The 17,822-nt window shown below is 50.2% G+C and carries 16 protein-coding genes; 6 read left to right on the forward strand and 10 right to left on the reverse strand.

Features of this window, described 5'->3' with window-relative positions; genetic code table 11:
• Positions 1–3: 3 nt before the first annotated feature.
• Genes rimI through ACYQ2N_RS03015 form a run of 6 tightly spaced genes read right to left on the reverse strand, consistent with a single transcriptional unit; the run spans position 4 to position 5,976 of the window.
• Positions 4–495 (reverse strand): ribosomal protein S18-alanine N-acetyltransferase, encoded by a 492-nt coding sequence (gene rimI, locus ACYQ2N_RS02990; protein WP_459997440.1) that lies wholly within the window; start codon positions 493–495, stop codon positions 4–6.
• Entirely contained in the window at positions 492–1,214 is a 723-nt protein-coding gene (gene tsaB, locus ACYQ2N_RS02995) for a tRNA (adenosine(37)-N6)-threonylcarbamoyltransferase complex dimerization subunit type 1 TsaB (protein WP_459997441.1), read from the reverse strand. Before tsaB ends, rimI begins: the two co-directional genes overlap by 4 nt.
• Positions 1,195–1,728, reverse strand: a complete 534-nt coding sequence (tsaE, locus tag ACYQ2N_RS03000) for a tRNA (adenosine(37)-N6)-threonylcarbamoyltransferase complex ATPase subunit type 1 TsaE (protein ID WP_459997442.1) — start codon at positions 1,726–1,728, stop codon at positions 1,195–1,197. Before tsaE ends, tsaB begins: the two co-directional genes overlap by 20 nt.
• Positions 1,729–1,779: 51 nt before the next feature.
• Positions 1,780–2,949, reverse strand: coding sequence for an amidohydrolase (locus ACYQ2N_RS03005; protein ID WP_459997443.1), 1,170 nt, complete (start codon positions 2,947–2,949; stop codon positions 1,780–1,782).
• Entirely contained in the window at positions 2,927–3,835 is a 909-nt protein-coding gene (locus ACYQ2N_RS03010) for a DMT family transporter (RefSeq protein ID WP_459997444.1), read from the reverse strand. Before ACYQ2N_RS03010 ends, ACYQ2N_RS03005 begins: the two co-directional genes overlap by 23 nt.
• The gene (locus ACYQ2N_RS03015; protein WP_459997445.1) at positions 3,832–5,976 is read right to left on the reverse strand and encodes a Tex family protein; all 2,145 of its coding nucleotides are present in this window, start codon (positions 5,974–5,976) and stop codon (positions 3,832–3,834) included. Before ACYQ2N_RS03015 ends, ACYQ2N_RS03010 begins: the two co-directional genes overlap by 4 nt.
• A 245-nt stretch (positions 5,977–6,221) precedes the next feature.
• Here ACYQ2N_RS03015 and ACYQ2N_RS03020 point away from each other — a divergent pair, with 245 nt between their 5' ends.
• Together ACYQ2N_RS03020 and ACYQ2N_RS03025 are read left to right on the forward strand one after the other, a co-directional pair.
• Positions 6,222–6,569, forward strand: a complete 348-nt coding sequence (locus ACYQ2N_RS03020; protein WP_459997446.1) for a DUF3307 domain-containing protein — start codon at positions 6,222–6,224, stop codon at positions 6,567–6,569.
• Positions 6,570–6,617: 48 nt separating this feature from the next.
• Positions 6,618–7,763 carry an HD-GYP domain-containing protein gene (locus ACYQ2N_RS03025; protein ID WP_459997447.1) on the forward strand — a complete coding sequence of 382 codons (1,146 nt, stop codon included), beginning with the start codon at positions 6,618–6,620 and terminating at the stop codon, positions 7,761–7,763.
• A 266-nt stretch (positions 7,764–8,029) separates the two neighbouring features.
• Here the strand turns inward: ACYQ2N_RS03025 and ACYQ2N_RS03030 are convergent, their stop codons facing one another.
• Both ACYQ2N_RS03030 and ACYQ2N_RS03035 read right to left on the reverse strand, forming a co-directional pair.
• The gene (locus ACYQ2N_RS03030) at positions 8,030–8,740 is read right to left on the reverse strand and encodes a DUF2225 domain-containing protein (protein ID WP_459997448.1); all 711 of its coding nucleotides are present in this window, start codon (positions 8,738–8,740) and stop codon (positions 8,030–8,032) included.
• Positions 8,741–8,767: 27 nt separating this feature from the next.
• Positions 8,768–10,138 (reverse strand): MATE family efflux transporter, encoded by a 1,371-nt coding sequence (locus tag ACYQ2N_RS03035; protein WP_459997449.1) that lies wholly within the window; start codon positions 10,136–10,138, stop codon positions 8,768–8,770.
• A 271-nt stretch (positions 10,139–10,409) separates the two neighbouring features.
• Between ACYQ2N_RS03035 and ACYQ2N_RS03040 the strand changes: the two genes are divergently transcribed.
• The 4 genes from ACYQ2N_RS03040 (at position 10,410) to ACYQ2N_RS03055 (ending at position 15,199) form a co-directional block, all read left to right on the forward strand.
• The gene (locus ACYQ2N_RS03040; protein ID WP_459997450.1) at positions 10,410–12,305 is read left to right on the forward strand and encodes a DUF294 nucleotidyltransferase-like domain-containing protein; all 1,896 of its coding nucleotides are present in this window, start codon (positions 10,410–10,412) and stop codon (positions 12,303–12,305) included.
• Positions 12,306–12,329: 24 nt separating this feature from the next.
• Positions 12,330–13,034 carry a 3'-5' exonuclease gene (locus tag ACYQ2N_RS03045; protein ID WP_459997451.1) on the forward strand — a complete coding sequence of 235 codons (705 nt, stop codon included), beginning with the start codon at positions 12,330–12,332 and terminating at the stop codon, positions 13,032–13,034.
• A gap of 451 nt (positions 13,035–13,485) precedes the next feature.
• A complete protein-coding gene (locus tag ACYQ2N_RS03050) occupies positions 13,486–13,596 on the forward strand; it encodes a symporter small accessory protein (protein WP_459997452.1) in 111 nt (36 codons plus the stop codon).
• A 25-nt stretch (positions 13,597–13,621) separates the two neighbouring features.
• Complete coding sequence (locus ACYQ2N_RS03055) at positions 13,622–15,199, forward strand: sodium:solute symporter family protein (protein ID WP_459997453.1); 1,578 nt, start codon at positions 13,622–13,624, stop codon at positions 15,197–15,199.
• A 158-nt stretch (positions 15,200–15,357) separates the two neighbouring features.
• Here the strand turns inward: ACYQ2N_RS03055 and ACYQ2N_RS03060 are convergent, their stop codons facing one another.
• On the reverse strand, positions 15,358–15,972 hold the full coding sequence (locus ACYQ2N_RS03060) for an indolepyruvate oxidoreductase subunit beta (RefSeq protein ID WP_459997454.1): 615 nt from the start codon (positions 15,970–15,972) through the stop codon (positions 15,358–15,360).
• Positions 15,972–17,699, reverse strand: a complete 1,728-nt coding sequence (iorA, locus tag ACYQ2N_RS03065; protein WP_459997455.1) for an indolepyruvate ferredoxin oxidoreductase subunit alpha — start codon at positions 17,697–17,699, stop codon at positions 15,972–15,974. Before iorA ends, ACYQ2N_RS03060 begins: the two co-directional genes overlap by 1 nt.
• Positions 17,700–17,822: the final 123 nt, after the last annotated feature.

Raw genomic sequence — 17,822 nt, forward strand, 5'->3', positions numbered from 1 at the left:
CTTTTATGACAATTCCAGCCACATGATGAGAGCGTCCTCCCGGGTATCTGAGTAATACCCTTTGCGTACCCCGGCTTCCTTAAAACCCAGAAGGTCGTACAGCCTCCGCGCTTCCAAGTTCGAAACGCGCACCTCCAGGGTCATGCGCTCAACTCCTTCGGCGAGCACATTTCTAATCACTGAACGCATGAGGTGTTTTCCCCAGCCCTGGCTACGGTACTGTGGTTCTATCGCCACATTAGTGATGTGCCCTTCATCAAGAATAATCCAGAGCCCCATGTAGCCGATTATTCTGCCCTCAAGCTCCAGACAAAAATAACGGGCATATTCGTTATCCCGCAGCTCGGCTACGAAGGCCTGCTGTGACCAAGGAGTGGTAAAAGAAGAGTGTTCGATGTGCATTACCTTATCCAAATCCGCTCCTGTCATGGGGCGGACAATTGCTTGACTATAAGGGTACGCAGAGCGGTCTTGGGTATGATTAGAACTGATCATCCTTCCTGTCTCCTCCAAGCCTCCTCTTTTTTACGCAAGTTAACTTCCGCTTCGGACAAGCGGATATAAAAGGGCTCGATTTTTTCCCCTTCCCCCTGTTCCTGCCACTTGTGCCAGACAGCTTGAGCAGCGTAAGCTCCCCGCGGCAGGCTTTCATACTCCGGGAGTACAGAAGCCTTAACACCCAGGATTTCCTGAATTAGGCTCTGAGCCTTGCCCGCTGCATCCCCGGCAAAGAGGAACGGCCCGCCCAGCCCCTTGAGCTCATTTAACCAAGCTAGAGGGTTGACAGCCCGCGGTTCAGTTAAACATTCAGGCTGCGCTTTGTCCGCATGCCAGCGGTAGCGCGCTGTGTACCACTCGTTCTTACGCGCATCGAGGATAGGGATAACTTCTGCTGCCCGTCCGTACCCGGCCCAAGCCAAGGCTTCCAGCGAAAGTATCCCGACGAGGGGAATCTCCAAAACCTGCGCCAAACCCTGAGCGGTCGCAATCCCAATCCTGATCCCGGTAAATGAGCCTGGCCCCTTTACAACTCCAATCAGGTCTAAATCTGCCAATTCCCAGGCAGCAGCATGCACAAGCTGGTCCAACATGGGAATCAGGCGCTCTGAGTGGGTCTTGCTTGTATGTAAAAAGCCTTCCGCCACCAAGTGCCCATCCTCAGCCAAAGCTAAAGCGGTAACCTTAGTGGTCGTATCAAGAGTGAGGTATTTCATCATATCCCCCTAAGTACTGTTGCTTACTATGCATCAGCCCTAAAGACGGCTCCGCTAAGGTATTTAGCCGCTCTGCCCACCCAGAATCAGAGGAATTCATTAAAATCCGGCGCGGCTCATCCCCGCTCCCCTTAAGCTCGACAACCAGAGCATCATCAGGGAGCAGATCCGCCGCCACCTCCGGCCATTCTATCACACAAATCTTATCCTGCTGAAAGTGGTCTTCCACCCCGATCACTTCCGCTTCTTCGGGATGGCGCAGCCGGTAAAGATCCATGTGCACCAGGGCCAGCTGGCCCTTACTGACAGGATATTCCTGAATCAGGGTAAAAGTGGGGCTAGTCAACCCTTCCGTGACCCCAAGCCCCTGTCCAATTCCCTGAGCCAAGGCGGTTTTCCCTGCACCCAAGTCTCCCTTTAGTAACACCACATCCCCGCCAAGCAGGAATCTCCCCAGTCTCCGCCCCAGTTCAAGCGTCTCTGTGGGGTTATCACTTCTGAACCTAACCTCCATCTGTAGCAGACCCTCCTAAACAATGACCAACCTTTATTGTGCCCGTTATCCTTAGGATGTAATTATTTCTCCGTTAATAATGACGTAGAGCGGCTTAGCCTTAAGTAAAAGCGGGGCATCGCTCCAGACTACGATGTCCGCATCTTTGCCCACTTCCAGGGAACCGACCCGCTCAGCCACCCCCAGAATCTCCGCCGCCTTAATCGTGATGGCCTGCAAAGCGTCTTCTTCCTCCATCCCTTCCTTCACCGCTAAGCCTGCACACAGAGGAAGCTGTTCAATCGGAGTAACGGAGTGGTCTGTCATTAGAGCAACTTTAACCCCTGCCCGCGCTAACGCTCCAGGAGTGCGGAAAGTTTTATCCTTAAGCTCAACTTTAGCCCTATTTATCAAGGAAGGTCCGACTACCGCCGGGTAGCCGTACTCTGCCAGTTCCTCGGCAATTTTATGCCCTTCCGTGCAATGGTCAAGCACCAAGTCAACCTTAAATTCCCGAGCAATCCTGATTGCCGTCATAATATCATCAGCGCGGTGGGCATGAGCGCGCAGGGGAATTTCCCGTTTCAGCACGCGCACCAAATTTTCCAGACCCAAGTCCCTTTCCGGCTTTTTATCCGGATCAGAGTCTCCCTGTTCCAGTTTCTCTTGATAGGTCTGGGCGTCAACCAAAGCCTGACGCAGGAGCGCTGCCGTCCCCATTCTGGTCATGGGCATTTTCTTTTGCTCGCCGTAAACAACCTTAGGGTTTTCGCCAAAAGCTACTTTGAGCCCCGCTGGTTCGCGTACAATCATCTTATCCATGATCTTGCCGGCGGTTTTCATCACTACTCCCGTCCCGCCGATAACATTGGCGCTGCCAGGCCCGGTAAAAACAGTTGTGACCCCGCCGAGACGGGCGTCACGGAAACCCTCATCCTCAGGATTTATCCCATCGATAGCCCTTAATTCGGGTGTCACTGGCTCAGTCATTTCATTGATATCATCACCCTCATGGTAGATCTCTTCCCCGATCCCGACGTGACAGTGAGCATCAATAAACCCAGGCAAGACCGGGCGGCCTTCCGCTTCAATCACCTCGGCATCAGGCGGGACGGGCAGGTTTTCCCCCAGGGCTTTAATGATTTTACCTTCAATTAGGATACTGCCGAGGAATTCAGCCCCGGCCATCGTTTTAATCCTGCCATTATGGATAAATACTTTACTGGGCTGACTGCTGTTCATGCTGAAACCTCCAATTTAAGAGAATAATTCCGGCCAGGACAAGCGTGCCCCCAGCCCATTGATTAACTTGAGGAAACTCTCCCAGAAAAAAGGCGGCCATCACAAAAGTCATCGGCAGCTCAAAGGTGCTGATAATTGCCGCTTGCGCCGCTCCAATATGTTGAATCCCAATTAAGATAAAGTAAAAAGGGAAAATCGAAGCCACAGTGGCTAAAGCCAGCCCGATCCCCCAGACTTCCATATTTTGCCATCCCATATGCGGGATTTCCCGCCACAGGTAGATGATAAGCCCCAGTGAGGAAAACCACTGGGCATAGCTCATCGCCGCCAGAGGAGATACTTCGTTAACCGCCAGCTCGCCCACCACATTAAACACAGCATAACAAACAGCGGACGCGATTCCTAAGATCAAGCCGATAACAGACACTTTCCCGATCCCTGTCACAACCCCGCTCGCGATCATAGTCCCGGCAAAAGTAAGAGCTACGGCAATAAGCTCCTGCGGGCTGATGCGCTTATGCCAAATTGCTGCCCCGGCCCCCAAGACCAGTACCGGATAAAGGTAGAGCAGGAGAATGGCCACAGATATGGGCAAATAGATCAGGGCATAGGCATAGATTACACTCGTACCCAAACTTCCGATCAGACCCTGTACCGCCAAGACCTTTAAACTCCGCCGTGGAACCTTGAAAATCTTTCTCTGAAACAGAAGCGCATAGATAAAAAGCATAATCGAAGCCAGCCAGGACTGCCAGGCCAGCACCTGGGGCGGAGTCAGCCCATAGCGGTAAGCCAGCTTAATCAGAATTGAGGTGGCTGCAAAACAGGTTGCCGACAAAAGCACGGCACCAATCCCCAGCACCCGTTTTGTTTTTATTTTTTTCATGAGTCATCCCTTAGTGATAAGCTCACCCGTTCCCGCTCCCGGTCGATCCCTATAACCCGGACTTTGATAATATCTCCGACCGCAACCACTTCCATCGGATGTTTGATAAATTTCTGGCTCAACTGGGAAATGTGCACGAGTCCATCGTGCTTAACCCCGATATCTACAAACGCACCGAAATCAACGACATTGCGCACTGTCCCTTCCAGGATCATACCCTCAGTCAAGTCTTCAAGATGGGTGACATCCTTGCGTAAAAGGGGTCGCGGCAAATCCTCTCTGGGATCGCGGCCCGGTCGCTGCAAAGCCCCCAGAATATCTCTTACGGTTGGAACCCCCGCATCGAACTCGGCCGCGATTTTTTCCGGCACCAGAGCGGCGAGGGCGGCTCTGACCTCAAGTGGGCGCTGGTTGAGATCAGCAGTTTTAAAACCGGCCTTATCCAGGATACTTTCAGCAAGTTCGTAGGACTCAGGGTGCACGGGAGTATTCTCCAAAGGATTAGCACCGTCCGGCAAGCGTATAAACCCGGCGCACTGGATAAACGTTTGCTCTCCCAGCCGTGGAATCTTCTTTAACTCAACACGGCGTTTAAACTTCCCTTTTTCCTCCCGCCACGCCACGATGTTCTTGGCAACTGCCGGTTTCAGCCCGGCCACATACTGCAGTAAAGATGAGGAAGCAGTGTTAAGGTCTACCCCGACTGCGTTTACACAGGATTCCACAACGCCATGCAGAGATTCTTCGAGACGCTTGGGCTGCACATCATGCTGGTATTGCCCAACCCCGACAGCCTTCGGTTCGATCTTGACCAACTCAGCCAAGGGGTCTTGCAGCCTGCGCGCAATCGAAACCGCACTCCGCAGGGAAAGATCAAACTCCGGAAACTCCTCTCCCGCCAGTTTGGAAGCAGAGTACACCGAAGCCCCGGCTTCGCTCACAATGATATATTCTAAGGCCAGTCCTCTTTCCTTGATCAATTCGGCCACTACTTCCTCCGTTTCGCGTGAAGCTGTGCCGTTGCCAATGGCGATTAGTTGCACCCCAAACTCCCGCGCGGTCTCGGCCACAATATCTTTGGCTTCTTCCCGCTTTTTCTGCGGCGGATGGGGATAGATGACCCCTATCTTCAACACCTTGCCAGTCTCATCAACCACTGCCCATTTACACCCGGTGCGAAAGCCCGGGTCCAGGCCCAGGACAATTTTGCCTCTAACAGGGGGCAGGAGCAGGAGTTGGCGTAAATTGCCGGCGAATACTTTAATTGCCTGTTCTTCCGCGCGTTCCGACAATTCCGCTCGGATCTCCCGTTCGATCGAAGGAGCAAGCAGGCGCTTGTAGGAGTCTTCAGCAGCTCGTTTAACCCACAAGGCGCATGAACCGGACTTTAGGTAACGCCTTTCGATAATCGCCGACATTTCTAGGAGCGGAACCTCAAGCTTCACACTTAAGTATTCTTCTTGTTCTCCTCGGTTGAGAGCAAGAATGCGATGCGGTGGAATCTTGCGCAGAGGCTCCCGGAAATTGTAATACATCTCAAAAGGGGAACGCTCTTCTGCTTTTTTACTATTTGCTGCAATATCACCAAGATTAAAGCTCTGAGAGCGGATCTCTTTCCTTACTGCCGCATCATCAGAAATAATTTCCGCGATAATATCCAAAGCTCCGGCTAGAGCATCCTCTGCCGTCTCAACCCCAAGTTCGGGATTAATGAACTTCACTGCTTCCGCTTCCGGCTTCCCGGCGGCAGGCTGCTCAAGCAGCCATAAGGCTAGGGGCTCCAGCCCTTTCTCCTTAGCCACAGTCGCACGCGTGCGCCGTTTCTGTTTATAGGGACGGTATAGGTCTTCAACTTCCTGAAGCTTTACCGCCCTAAGGATCTGATTTTTCAACTCATCTGTAAGCTTGCCCTGCTCTTCAATCAGGCGCAACACCTCATCTTTGCGCTGTTCAAGGTGGCGCAGATATTCAAGGCGTTCCAAAATCCCGCGCAAAGCGTTCTCATCCAATTCCCCTGTTGCTTCCTTGCGGTAACGCGCAACAAAAGGAATGGTATTACCAGCGTCCAAGAGTTCGACCGCCGCTTTAACCTGCGTGCTCCTAAGTCCAAGTTCCTTTGCAATAACCGGTGCGAAATTCAAGAACCTTACCTCCTACCAAATTGCCCTGAAAAAGCAGATGAATCAAGGAATCAGGGCATTGCCTAGATTATACCATTCTTCAGCCGGGGAAGAAAATAAACATTAAAGGCGCAGTAATCCATAATTTCCGTTTTGCCGCAGGAAGTCTTAGACTATTACGGCTCTTTTTGTTAAAATAGTTAGAAAAAGAAGCTTGACTTATAAATCTAGTGCCTTTCACGGGGTACAGTCAGAGGAGAAAATTTATGAGTACGTTCGATGCGTTACTACTCGGTCATTTAATAGGGGATTTTCTCTTGCAGACAAGTTGGATGGCAGGCAATAAAGCCAAACAAATGCTGCCGCTCCTGGTTCATTCCCTGGTTTATACGGTAAGCATCGGTGTTTTTGCCTGGGTAACGCTGCACCGTTTTTCTTTTTTGATGCTTGTACTTATTTTCGTTATTCATGTCGTGCTTGACCACCGCACGCTTGTACAGTGGTGGGTGAAAAAAATCATGAGGACAGACGGATCACCCGCCGTTTGGCTAAATATTGTTGTTGACCAGACATTTCACCTACTGGCCCTAGCTGCCGTTTCACGGTTATTATGATCCGTCTGTTTTGGACGAGGGGTTCAATTTGAGGGTAGGAGGAATTGTATGCTCGAAGATTTGGGACTGAAGCCAAAACTCAAAAAAGGCTTGCGCCCCCAGCAGTTGCTACAGGTTATTTTCCAGTATGTTTCACGGATTGCGGAACAAAGAAGTCTCGATAAAATTCTGATGCTGATGGCCGATTTGGGCAGAGAACTAATTGTGGCCGACCGCTGTACTCTTTGGCTGTGGGATCGTGCTAACAATCAGCTCTGGACCAAAGTGGCCCACGGCGTCGATGAAATTCGCATCCCTGCAAACACCGGCCTGGTCGGGGCTGCCGTGTACAGCGGGGAACCGATTGTCATTGACGATGCTTACCTCGACAGCCGTTTTAACCCGGATGTTGATAAACGCACAGGCTACCGCACTAAAGCGGTTCTAGTCATCCCGATCCGCAACAATGACGGGGACATAATAGGCGCTTACCAAGCGATCAATAAGATGACTGCCCGCGGCACCTTCACGTCCCTGGATCTTTCCTACCTCACTCTGGCCGCTTCCTACAGCGGCAGATCCTTGGAAGTCGCCTTACTTAACCAGGAAATTGAGGAAACTCAAAAAGAAATTATTTTTGTAATGGGGGAGATTGGAGAAAGTCGTTCCAAGGAAACAGGGAACCATGTGAAAAGGGTGGCGGAGTATTCCAAACTGTTAGCCTTAGAATCCGGTATTAGCGAAGAAGAAGCGGAACTCTTGCGCATGGCTTCCCCCATGCACGACATCGGCAAAGTGGCGATCCCGGATGCAATTTTAAAAAAGCCGGGCAAGCTGACTGACGAGGAATATGACGTGATGAAAACCCACACTGACATTGGGTTTAGCCTCTTGCAAAACTCTAAGCGCCGCATCCTCAAAACTGCAGCAATTGTTGCGTACCAGCACCATGAAAAATGGAATGGCCGAGGCTATCCCCAGGGCCTGAGCGGAGAAGGCATCCACATCTATGGACGCATCACCGCTCTGGCCGATGTCTTTGACGCCTTGGCCAGTGACCGTTATTATAAAAAAGCATGGGAATTAGACCGCATCCTCAACCTCATCAAAGAAGAGCGGGGCAGGCACTTCGACCCTCTCCTGGTCGATGTCTTCATGGATAATCTCGCAGGAATTATTAGCATCAGGGACGCATATCAGGATGTAGTACTTTAGATTGCTCGTTATCAAGCTTTTTTCCGAAGGTCGTCAGGTGCACAGCCGAAACAGCTTAACGGCTGTTTCGCACCACGCGCCGGATGCTCGAACAGCGTGAAGCTGTTCGCCGAAGGATCGAGTTTGTCGGCTTCGCTAACGCATCCGAAACCCCTTTGTATAACTGCATGTGAACCGTCGGTGCGTCTTAACGCTACGCCGACTGCACTCGTTTAACGCTCCTCTGCTCAGACGGTTCGCTTAGCTTGTGCAGCCTGCCGACCTTTTCACCTTACTTCCCGTTGCTTGCGGTTTTCCTCCACTGTCAGCGCCCACTGCTCCCTTGCCATGTTAACCATCTTCAGTTCGTCATCTTTATTAGGATGCTGAATCACTTTCGAAAAATACGAGATGGCTTTATTGTAGTCTCCTAAGCGGCGGCTCAACTCTCCGATTATGAACAGAATCTTCATCTCAGACATCGAAGTCCCGGCAAAATCCGAGTGCAGGAAAGATTCCTCGTATTCTTGAAGTGCTAACTGCAAAAACCTTTGCTCCTGGTCAGAAATGTTCTCCGTGCGGTAAATCCAGGCCAGACGCAGGCACAGTCCTGCCATGGCTGCATGTTTTTCCTTTTTAAGAGTTCCAGCATAAATAGCAAGTTTGTACGAATCGAGTGCTTGCTGCAAATCCCGCGTATGGCAAAAATCACGCTGTTCACGTTTCTCCCACTGACTGGAAATCTTAACCCTGATTAATTCTTTGGTGCTTACGAGAAATTTGGAGCTAAACTCCTCCGAAAAGGCAAAACCGCAGTCCGGACAAACATTTACATAATAATAGTGGGGATTATGAGTCTCTGGTGGGTAATGCGGGCAAAAATCACTGTCTATTTTATTAGGCCTCGAATACCGGGAACGGATCCTTAAAGTTGTAAATTCCTTGTTGCAGTATAGACAAGTTATTTTCTTCTCATAAAAAGGCCCTACCTCTTGCATGTCTCATCCCCCTCTAGGTTCCATTAATTAACGAACTGCCACCAGGGCAGTTGTTTCCTGGGCGTTTAACTTTCTGATATCCCTAAACAACCAGATCGCTGTCAAGATTGAGGATGCCAAGTCTGAGGCTGGTCCAGCCAGCCATACTCCTGTAAGCCCCCAAAAATGCGGCAGAATCAGGATAAAAGGAGCAAGGAAAATAAGTTGCCGCGACATGCTTAAAAAGAGGGATTTGCGCGGCTGCCCTGTGGCCTGAAAGTAATTAACAGCCGCAACTTGAAATCCAATAATCGGGAGCATAATCAAGAACAGGCGTAAACCGCTGACCCCTAACCTAATCAATTCTGTGTCATCCTTACTGAACATAGCTATTAAAGCACCGGGGAAAACCAGAGTTAGCAGAAAGCCGGTAGTAGTAATGACTGTAGCCCAAAAAGCGCCCAGCTTCAGAGCTGTTTTGACCCTATTGTATTTGCGCGCGCCATAATTATAACCTATGATCGGCTGCGCTCCTTGGTTAAGGCCGAATACCGGCATAAAAATCAGCATCACAATGCTGTTGATAATTCCCATGGCTGCAATTGCCAAGTCCCCGCCATAGTGAGCAAGGCTTTTATTAAAAAGAACTGTAATTAGACTCGCTACCAGTTGCATGGCGAACGGAGACATACCTATGGCTAAAATCCCTTTGACAATAGCAAGGTCAAGCCTGAGATTGTGGACGCGCAAACGCAGCATAGCCCGCGACCCCAGGAAATAAGAAAGCACCCACACCGAGACGACAACTTGAGAAATGACTGTGGCCAGCGCCGAGCCCACAATTCCCAAGTGAAGGCCGAAGATAAAGATCGGATTAAGAATAGTGTTCAGCACCGCCCCTAAAATCATAGTAAGCATGGCCGTTTTGGGGTTACCCTCAGCCCTGATGAAATTATTCATCCCGAACCCGACATTTTGAAAAGCCGCCCCTAGCAGGAGGACTTTGATATACTCCCTGGCATAAGGCAGAACTTCCGCACTCGCTCCAAACTGTATGAGCATAGCATCCATAAACAGATATGAAAGCAGCGTAATGCCGAGTGATATCCCTAATAAAAGCATAAAAGAGTTGCCGACAATAAGCTCTGCTTCCTCTTTTTTCTTTTCCCCCAGCCTGATGGATATTAAGGATGTCGCTCCCAGACCGATTAACATACCAAAGGCCATAATCAGCAGCGGAATCGGAAACGTAAGCGCGATCCCGGAGAGAGCGAGCGAGCCCACCCCATGTCCGACAAAGATTCTATCGACTATGTTGTATAAGGCATTCACCAGCATGCCGATAATCGCAGGTATCGAGAACTTAAAGAGCAGTTTCCCTATTTTTTCTTCTCCAAGTTGCTTAGAACGGTCTGTCATACCCGTACCTCATGTCTATATATTTTTAAAACTAATACCTTGAGCCTTATTCCTTCATTCAAATAGTGTACATCGTAGTTTGAACTTGATGAACGATAGCACTATTTTACCACAAATCAGCTTCGCACATCGCAGAAATTTATGTAATTCATTCATATTGCTTAACCATTCACTCCCCTTTCTCAACCGCTGAAGGAGGATTTATTGTACCTTCAGGGTATAGAGGTGTAAGATAATATCAGATAATTCCGACTTAATGGAGGGTATGATTATGCCTGAGCACCCACTTGATTTCCCCCCTTTCAATACCCTCCCAGCAGATGTCTTAGCTAAATTACAGGGAAAGCTCATCCTTAAGACCTACCCTCAAGACAGCTACGTTTTCGAGCAGGGGCAGCCCTCCCTCGGCTATCTGCTCATTATCGTGTCCGGAGTGGTCGGCATCGCCGTACCCGGGGAAAAAGGAATTCCGAACGTTGTCGGTCTGCGCTATGCGGGAGATTTCTTCGGGGAAACTGTCATCTTGACCGGAAAAACTTATCCTGTCTCGGTCAAGGCTGTGGAAGAACTTACCTGTTATTTACTGGATAAGGAGACCTTTGAAAATCTGCTCCGGACTCATAAAGAATTCGCCGGATTTTTTAACAACATCCTCACCGACCGCCTGCGCTCCCTTTATGAAGAAATGGTGCGAGAACAGAACTGCGATTCCTACGGTCTTGGCTCAGAGCCGTTTAAAAATAGGGTAAGCGACATCATGTCTGCACCTATCATTACCTGCCCGCCTGACACTCCTGTCAGCCACATCGCCCGCATTTTAGCGCAGCAGAAAATCAGCTCTGTCGTTATAACCTCTGCCAACGGCAAATTCCAAGGCCTGGTTACAGAACGTGATCTAATCGCCAAAGTGCTGGCCCTGGATTGCAATCCCGCCTTGGTGTATGCTGCCGATATCATGCACAAGGATGTCCCCATCCTGCCGCCTGACGCTTTTTACTACCAAGCAGTCCTTACCATGATTAAACGGCAGGGAAAATATGTCTTAGTCACTGAACAGTCCGTCCCCTTAGGCATTGTGACTATCGGCGATTTAACGCGAGCCCGGACAACCAGCACGCTTGCTCTCGTCGGTCACATTGAGACCGCCGCCGGTCCTGACGAATTGGCGAACACCGCCTCGGCCCTTAACAGCATTACAGCAGCCATGGTTAATGATAAAGCTCCTGCGAGTGAGATCTGCGAAGTTGTATCTGAATTAAACGACCTTCTTGCCCGCCGCCTCTTAATCCTTGGGGAAGAAAGCTTAGCCTCTAAGGGCTGGAACCAACCCCCTGTTCCCTACTGCTGGCTCAGTTTAGGGAGCGGTGGCCGCAAAGAGCAGACTCTTTCCTCAGATCAGGATAATGCGATCATCTATGCCAATCCCCAGCCAGGCCAAGAAGAGGAAGTTAAGCGCTATTTTGCTGCTTTAGCTGCCTTCGTAGTCGAAGGTCTGGAAAAAGCAGGCTTTAAAAAGTGCCCCCATAATATAATTGCCACCAACCCCGAGTGGTGCCAGTCCCTCACTTCCTGGAAAAACATAGGCTACACCTGGATTTTCTCTCCTACGCCTGAGTCTTTTCGCCAATTCACTATTTTCTTGGATTACCGTCCTGTCTACGGGCAGGAAAGCCTGGCCCAGGAACTGCGTGAGTATGCCTACCGTCTTTTCAGACTGACCCCAACCATTTTGCACCATTTGGCTAAAGACGACCTGCGCACACGGGTACCCTTGAACATTTTCAAGCATATCATCGTTGAGAAAGGCGAAGCGCATAAAAATGAGTTAGATGTCAAAAGGTCGGCTTCTATTCACATTATTGACTGTGTCCGGATTTTTGCCCTGCGCGAAGGGATTCATGAGACTTCGACTTTAGCCCGCCTCAATAAGCTGGTACAGTTGGAAGCATTCTCAGCGGACGATGCGGAATATTTCGAGGCAGCCTATCAATCCTTGATGATGTTCAGGATTAGGGGCAACTTGGAAAAGGTAAGCGCAGGACAAATTCCTGACAACTATCTCAACCCCGATAAGCTGAGTAAAAGGCAGCAGTCAGTCCTGCGCGAAAGCCTGGTCGCAATCGACCGCCTCCAGAACCTGACCGGAATGGCATTTAGGGTGGATTAAGTTGAAATGAGAGGGGGTGGGACAGTGCTGTTTAATGCGATCACGATTCTAACCAAAAAATCATACGACAATGATATCTTAGCTAACTCCCGTGGGCTCGACGGGGTGCTTGAAAAGCTGAGCAAGCTAAGACAAAATGTTTGGACCGAGCGTCTGCTTACCGGGGAATTCGTAGTGTTTGACACGGAAACGACCGGCCTGAATTACAAAAAAGGTGATGAAATTATCTCCCTGGGTGCAGTTAGGATCTCCAACGGGGAAATAACCGCCCACTTTCATGAGTATGTCAACCCCTTGCGCGAAATCCCGGCCGTAGCTACAGGAATTACCGGAATCACCAACGAAATGGTAGCTGACAGCCCGGACGTCTTAGAGATCTTAGACAGCTTCCTTGATTTCAAGGGCACAGCCCCTCTAATTGCGCACAACGCAGCCTTCGACCTCGGCTTTATTAACAATAAACTACGCAAATACTGCGGATACAAGCTTCCGACCCCAGTGCTTGACACTTTCGTCCTGTCCCACCTTCTCTTTCCCCGGGCTGAACACCATTCTCTCGACCATCTCGCCCAAACTTTCCGGGTATCGGATGCAGGCCGTCACACCGCCCTCGGAGATGCCATCATTACCGCCAAAGTCTACGCCGCCATGATTACAGAGATGGAAAAACTGGGTATACAAACAACACAAGAACTTTACCGCTATCTTCAATATAAGCGACTGACCTGATTCCGATCGTGCATACCCGGGTTCCCGATTACCCTTAACCGTTATAAGGGGTTGAAAGCCTGAAAAAGCTCTCAACCCCTATGTTTGTATCATAGACACCCTATAGCATAACCATCCATTTTGTCTTAACTTGAACTAGACACTCTTGCCTAGAATAGTATTAATTGTAATATGTAATTATAAAGAAATATATTAATAATAGCAGAAAGTTATTATACCAGCTCAAATATTACCCTCAAAAGTATTTTAACGAGGCCGGACTGCGGATTATCCCCGGCGAATGGTTATCATGCAAGTTAATAGGCGTTCGGAATTGGTGTACTTCCATTCACAAAAATATTTTGGCTTTTGGCCTTTACTATCTTTACACTACCTTTTTTTTTGATACAATTAAATTTATTCATACAAAAGTTCTGAATAATTAGAATTGTACAAAAGGGGGTGAGATATTGTGAGTATTTTAGGGCTTACCGACCCAGGAGTAATATTAGCTTACTTTTTGTCAATCGGGAGTGCTCTTCTGTGTGTCGTTTATGGAGTCTTAAATTGGAACAAAGAGTAAAAGAGTAATGAGGGAGGATTAGTGAATGGGACTTTTTTATTTTATTCTTGCCTTATATGTCATTACGGTTGCTTATCTCGGCTACCTGGGGTACAAACATACCAAATCGTCTAAAGATTACATGGTAGCCGGCGGGGAAATGAACCCGTTTCTCACGGGCATGGCGTATGGAGCAACTTTTATTTCCACTTCGGCTATTGTTGGTTTTGGAGGCGCAGCCGGTTTTTACGGCATGAGCATGCTGTGGCTGACCTTCGCCAATATTTTCTTCGGCATCTTTATTGCCTTCGTGGTCTTTGGCAGAAGAACACGCGCCCTCGGCAATCAGCTGGGTGCCTATACCTTCCCGCAACTGCTGGGTGCCCGCTTTGAGTCCAAGTTCATCCGCCGCTGGGCTGCCGCTTTGATGAGCATTGTTCTTCCTCTGTATGCAGCCGCCGTGATGATCGGGGGGGCACGTTTTCTGGAAGAAGCTTTAAAAATGAATTATACGACAGCCCTTTTAATTCTTTCACTGGTCGTGCTGGCTTACGTCTACTTCGGCGGGTTGCGCGGAGTTATTTACACTGATGCTTTTCAGGGCTCGCTTATGTTCGTGATCATGGCGATCCTGGTCTTTTTAACCTATAGCAAACTGGGCGGCGTGTCGGCCGCTCATGCCAAGCTCGATGCGATGCGTACCATGGTGCCGGCAGCTTTTGTTAAGCAGGGCATGACCGGGTTTGCTTCCATGCCTCTGGCCTTCTCGCAAAACTGGTGGTTTGTCATGTCTACCCTGGTCATGGGCGTAGGCATCGGAGTCTTGTCCCAGCCCCAGTTAATTGTGCGTTATCTTACGGTTAAATCCGGGCGTGACTTAAACAGAGCCCTGGTTTACGGCGGGGTCTTCATCCTGTTCATGACCGGCGTGGCCTTTACCGTGGGTTCTCTGTCCAATGCTTACTTTAAGGAATCTGCTGGTAAAATCTCTTTGGCGATGACCGGCACCCCGCCGAACACAGATAAGGTTATTCCTACGTTCATCTCTCAGGCGATGCCTGAATGGCTGATGTATTTCTTCCTCCTGGCTCTGCTGGCCGCAGCCATGTCAACCTTGAGCGGTCTGTTCCACCTGATTTCCACCTCGGTCAGCTATGACCTCAATCCCAAGTCCAGCCAGAATGACAAGCGAACCTTATGGTTAGCACGTGCCGGACTTTTAGTCGGGTTTGTGGTGACCGTGCTTGTTTCCTTTGTCCTGCCGGTAAGTATTATCGCCATAGCCACCTCCATTTTCTTCGGTTTAAGCGCGGCTGCCTTCCTCCCCATGTATGTCGGAGGGCTTTACTGGAAGCGCTCCTCCACAGCCGGAGCCGCCTGGAGCATGGTAGTCGGAAGTCTTATTTATCTTTACATGGTGCTTTTCATCCATGCCAAAGAAGCAGCCATCTTCGGGCTTTCCAAAGCGTTATTCGGCAAAGCTACTCTCTCCACCGGCGCTTTGACCTACGTCGACCCGCTCATCGTGGCGCTTCCTGCAAGTATCGTCGTGTTTGTGGTGGTATCCCTCTTAACCAAGCCCTCCACTGTTTTTCTTGACAACAAAAAGAAAGCCGCCGTTTAGAAACTCTTTGAAGCCGTTTAGGGGTCGTACCTCCCCAAAAAAAAGATTCGAGAACTTTCAACAAAGCCAGTCCAGGTCAATAATTACCGGGACTGGCTGCTTTATTTTTCTTGTTTAGCGTCTTGTTTACTTTTCTATTTTCTTTTCGCTTTTGTTCCTTATTCTCTTCCTGCGGCAGCTTCCACTAAAGCAATGACACCCGGGTAATCATATCCCAAAGCAAAGGCTTTCTGATTCAGAGCCAGGAGCTTTTCCGGAATGCGCGCCTTTAAGGCATCCTGCCACACTTCTTGTGGGAAATCCATAAAGCGGGCCAAGACTCCCATGAGCACAACATTGGTGGCTTTCGCATTTCCGGCTTCGGCTGCGAGCTTAAGCCCGTCTATTTCTACGAAACGTTTTACTTTGTCTTTTAAGTTGGCGAGGATGGTGTCCGGGTATGTGGCCGCCCCGATTAAGACCGGGAGCGGGGAGATTTTCTGAGTATTGGCGATGAGGACGCCGCCTTCGCGTAAAAAGTGAGCCCAGCGGTAAGCTTCGAGCTGTTCGAAGGCGATGATGATGTCCGCTTCCCCTTCATCGATCACCGGAGAGTATACTTCTTCCCCTAAGCGCACCTGGGTTACGACGGAGCCGCCCCGTTGGGCCATGCCGTGAATCTCAGACATTTTAACGGTGTACCCTTGGGCGAGGGCAGCGTGGGTTAAGATTTTGGAAGCGAGGATGGTTCCTTGTCCTCCGACTCCGACTAAGAGGATGTTTAAGTTTGCCATTAGTTGGCACCCCCTTTGCTTAAGGCATTGAATTTACAAACGTTGACGCAGAGCCCACAGCCGTTGCACAGGGTGGGATCAACGACCGCGGTTTTGTTTGCTTCATCAAAGGAAAGGGCCGGGCAGCCGAGTTTCATACACATTTTGCAGGCTGTGCAGTCATGGACTTCGACCGGCGGTTCGCTGGTTTTAACGATGAGGGCGCAGGGTCTGCGGGTGATGATGACGGAGGGCTCTTTAGCCGCAACTTCTGTTTTTACGACTTCTTTGACATGGTCTAAGTCGAAGGGGTCAACTTCGGTTACCCGTTTGATCCCCAGGGCTTTGGCAAGCGCGATAAAGTCTACTTGAGGTGCGGGCGTGCCCATTAAGGTTTTCCCGGTGGCGGGGTTTTCCTGGTGCCCGGTCATGGCGGTGATGGAGTTGTCCAGGATGATGACGGTGGAATTGCCGCCGTTATACACGACATCCATCAGTCCAGTGACACCGGAGTGGAGGAAGGTGGAGTCCCCGATGACGGAGACGAGTTTTTCCGCCATTTCCGGGTGCGCTTTTTCCAGGCCCAGGGCACCGGAGATGGAGGCACCCATGCAGATACAGGTGTCCATGGCTTCTAAGGGTGCCATGGTGCCTAAGGTGTAGCAGCCGATGTCCCCGGCGACGGTGAGTTTAAGCTGTTTTAAGGTGTAGAAGAGACCGCGGTGCGGGCAGCCCGGGCACATGACCGGCGGGCGGATGGGGGCTTCGAAGGGCAGGATGTTTCCTGCGTTTTCCCCCAGGATTTTTGCGCGTACCATTTTGGCGGAGAGTTCCCCGTAGGGAGGGAAGAGTGCTTTGCCGGTGACTTCGAGGCCTAAGGCGCGGATTTCTTTTTCCAGGTAGGGTTCGAGTTCTTCGATGACATAGAGCTTTTCGACCTTTGAGGCAAACGCTTGGATAAGTTTAGCCGGCAGGGGGTTGGTCAGCCCCAGCTTTAAGACAGACGCGCTGGGTAAGCCTTCTTTAACATACTGGTACGAGATGCCGGAGGTGATGATTCCGATTTGGGGATCATTTATTTCCATCCGGTTGACCTTGACCGTTTCGGCATACTCGGCGAGTTTGTGCATGCGCTCTTCGACCACGAGCCGGCGGGCGCGCCCATAGGCCGGGATCATAACGTATTTCTTGGCGTCTTTCTCATACGCTTTTAAGGGCCGCTCCCCGGGATCGTTTAGCTCGACTAAACTTTGGGAGTGGGCAATGCGGGTGGTGGTACGGACCATGACCGGCGTGTCGAACCCTTCCGAGATATCCAAGGCGAGTCCGATCATTTCTTTGGCTTCCTGAGAATCCGACGGCTCGAGCATGGGGATTTTGGCAAAAGCGGCATAATAGCGGTTGTCCTGCTCGTTTTGCGAGGAGTGCATGCCCGGGTCGTCAGCAGAGACTAAGATCAGTCCGGAGCGAACTCCGGTGTAAGCGACGGTAAAGAGCGGGTCAGCCGCGACATTGACCCCGACCATTTTCATGGTGACTAAGGTGCGGGCTCCGCCGATGGCGGCACCGACACCCACTTCCATGGCCACCTTTTCATTAGGGGACCACTGGCTGTAGATTTCCGGGTATTTGGCGAGGTTTTCGAGGATTTCCGTGCTCGGGGTCCCTGGGTAGGCGGCAGCAACGCGCACGCCATACTCATAGGCACCGCGGGCGATGGCCTCGTTGCCTGTCATTAAGGTTTTCATTTCCCTTTCTCTCCTCTTATTGAAAATAGTATTTCTAAATAACATTGATGTACAACTTCTGTTATTACTTTACCATAAAAATAGCTTGAGCTAATAATAGCAAAAGATTCAGATATTAGTATT

Source organism: Paradesulfitobacterium aromaticivorans (genome assembly GCF_054657415.1).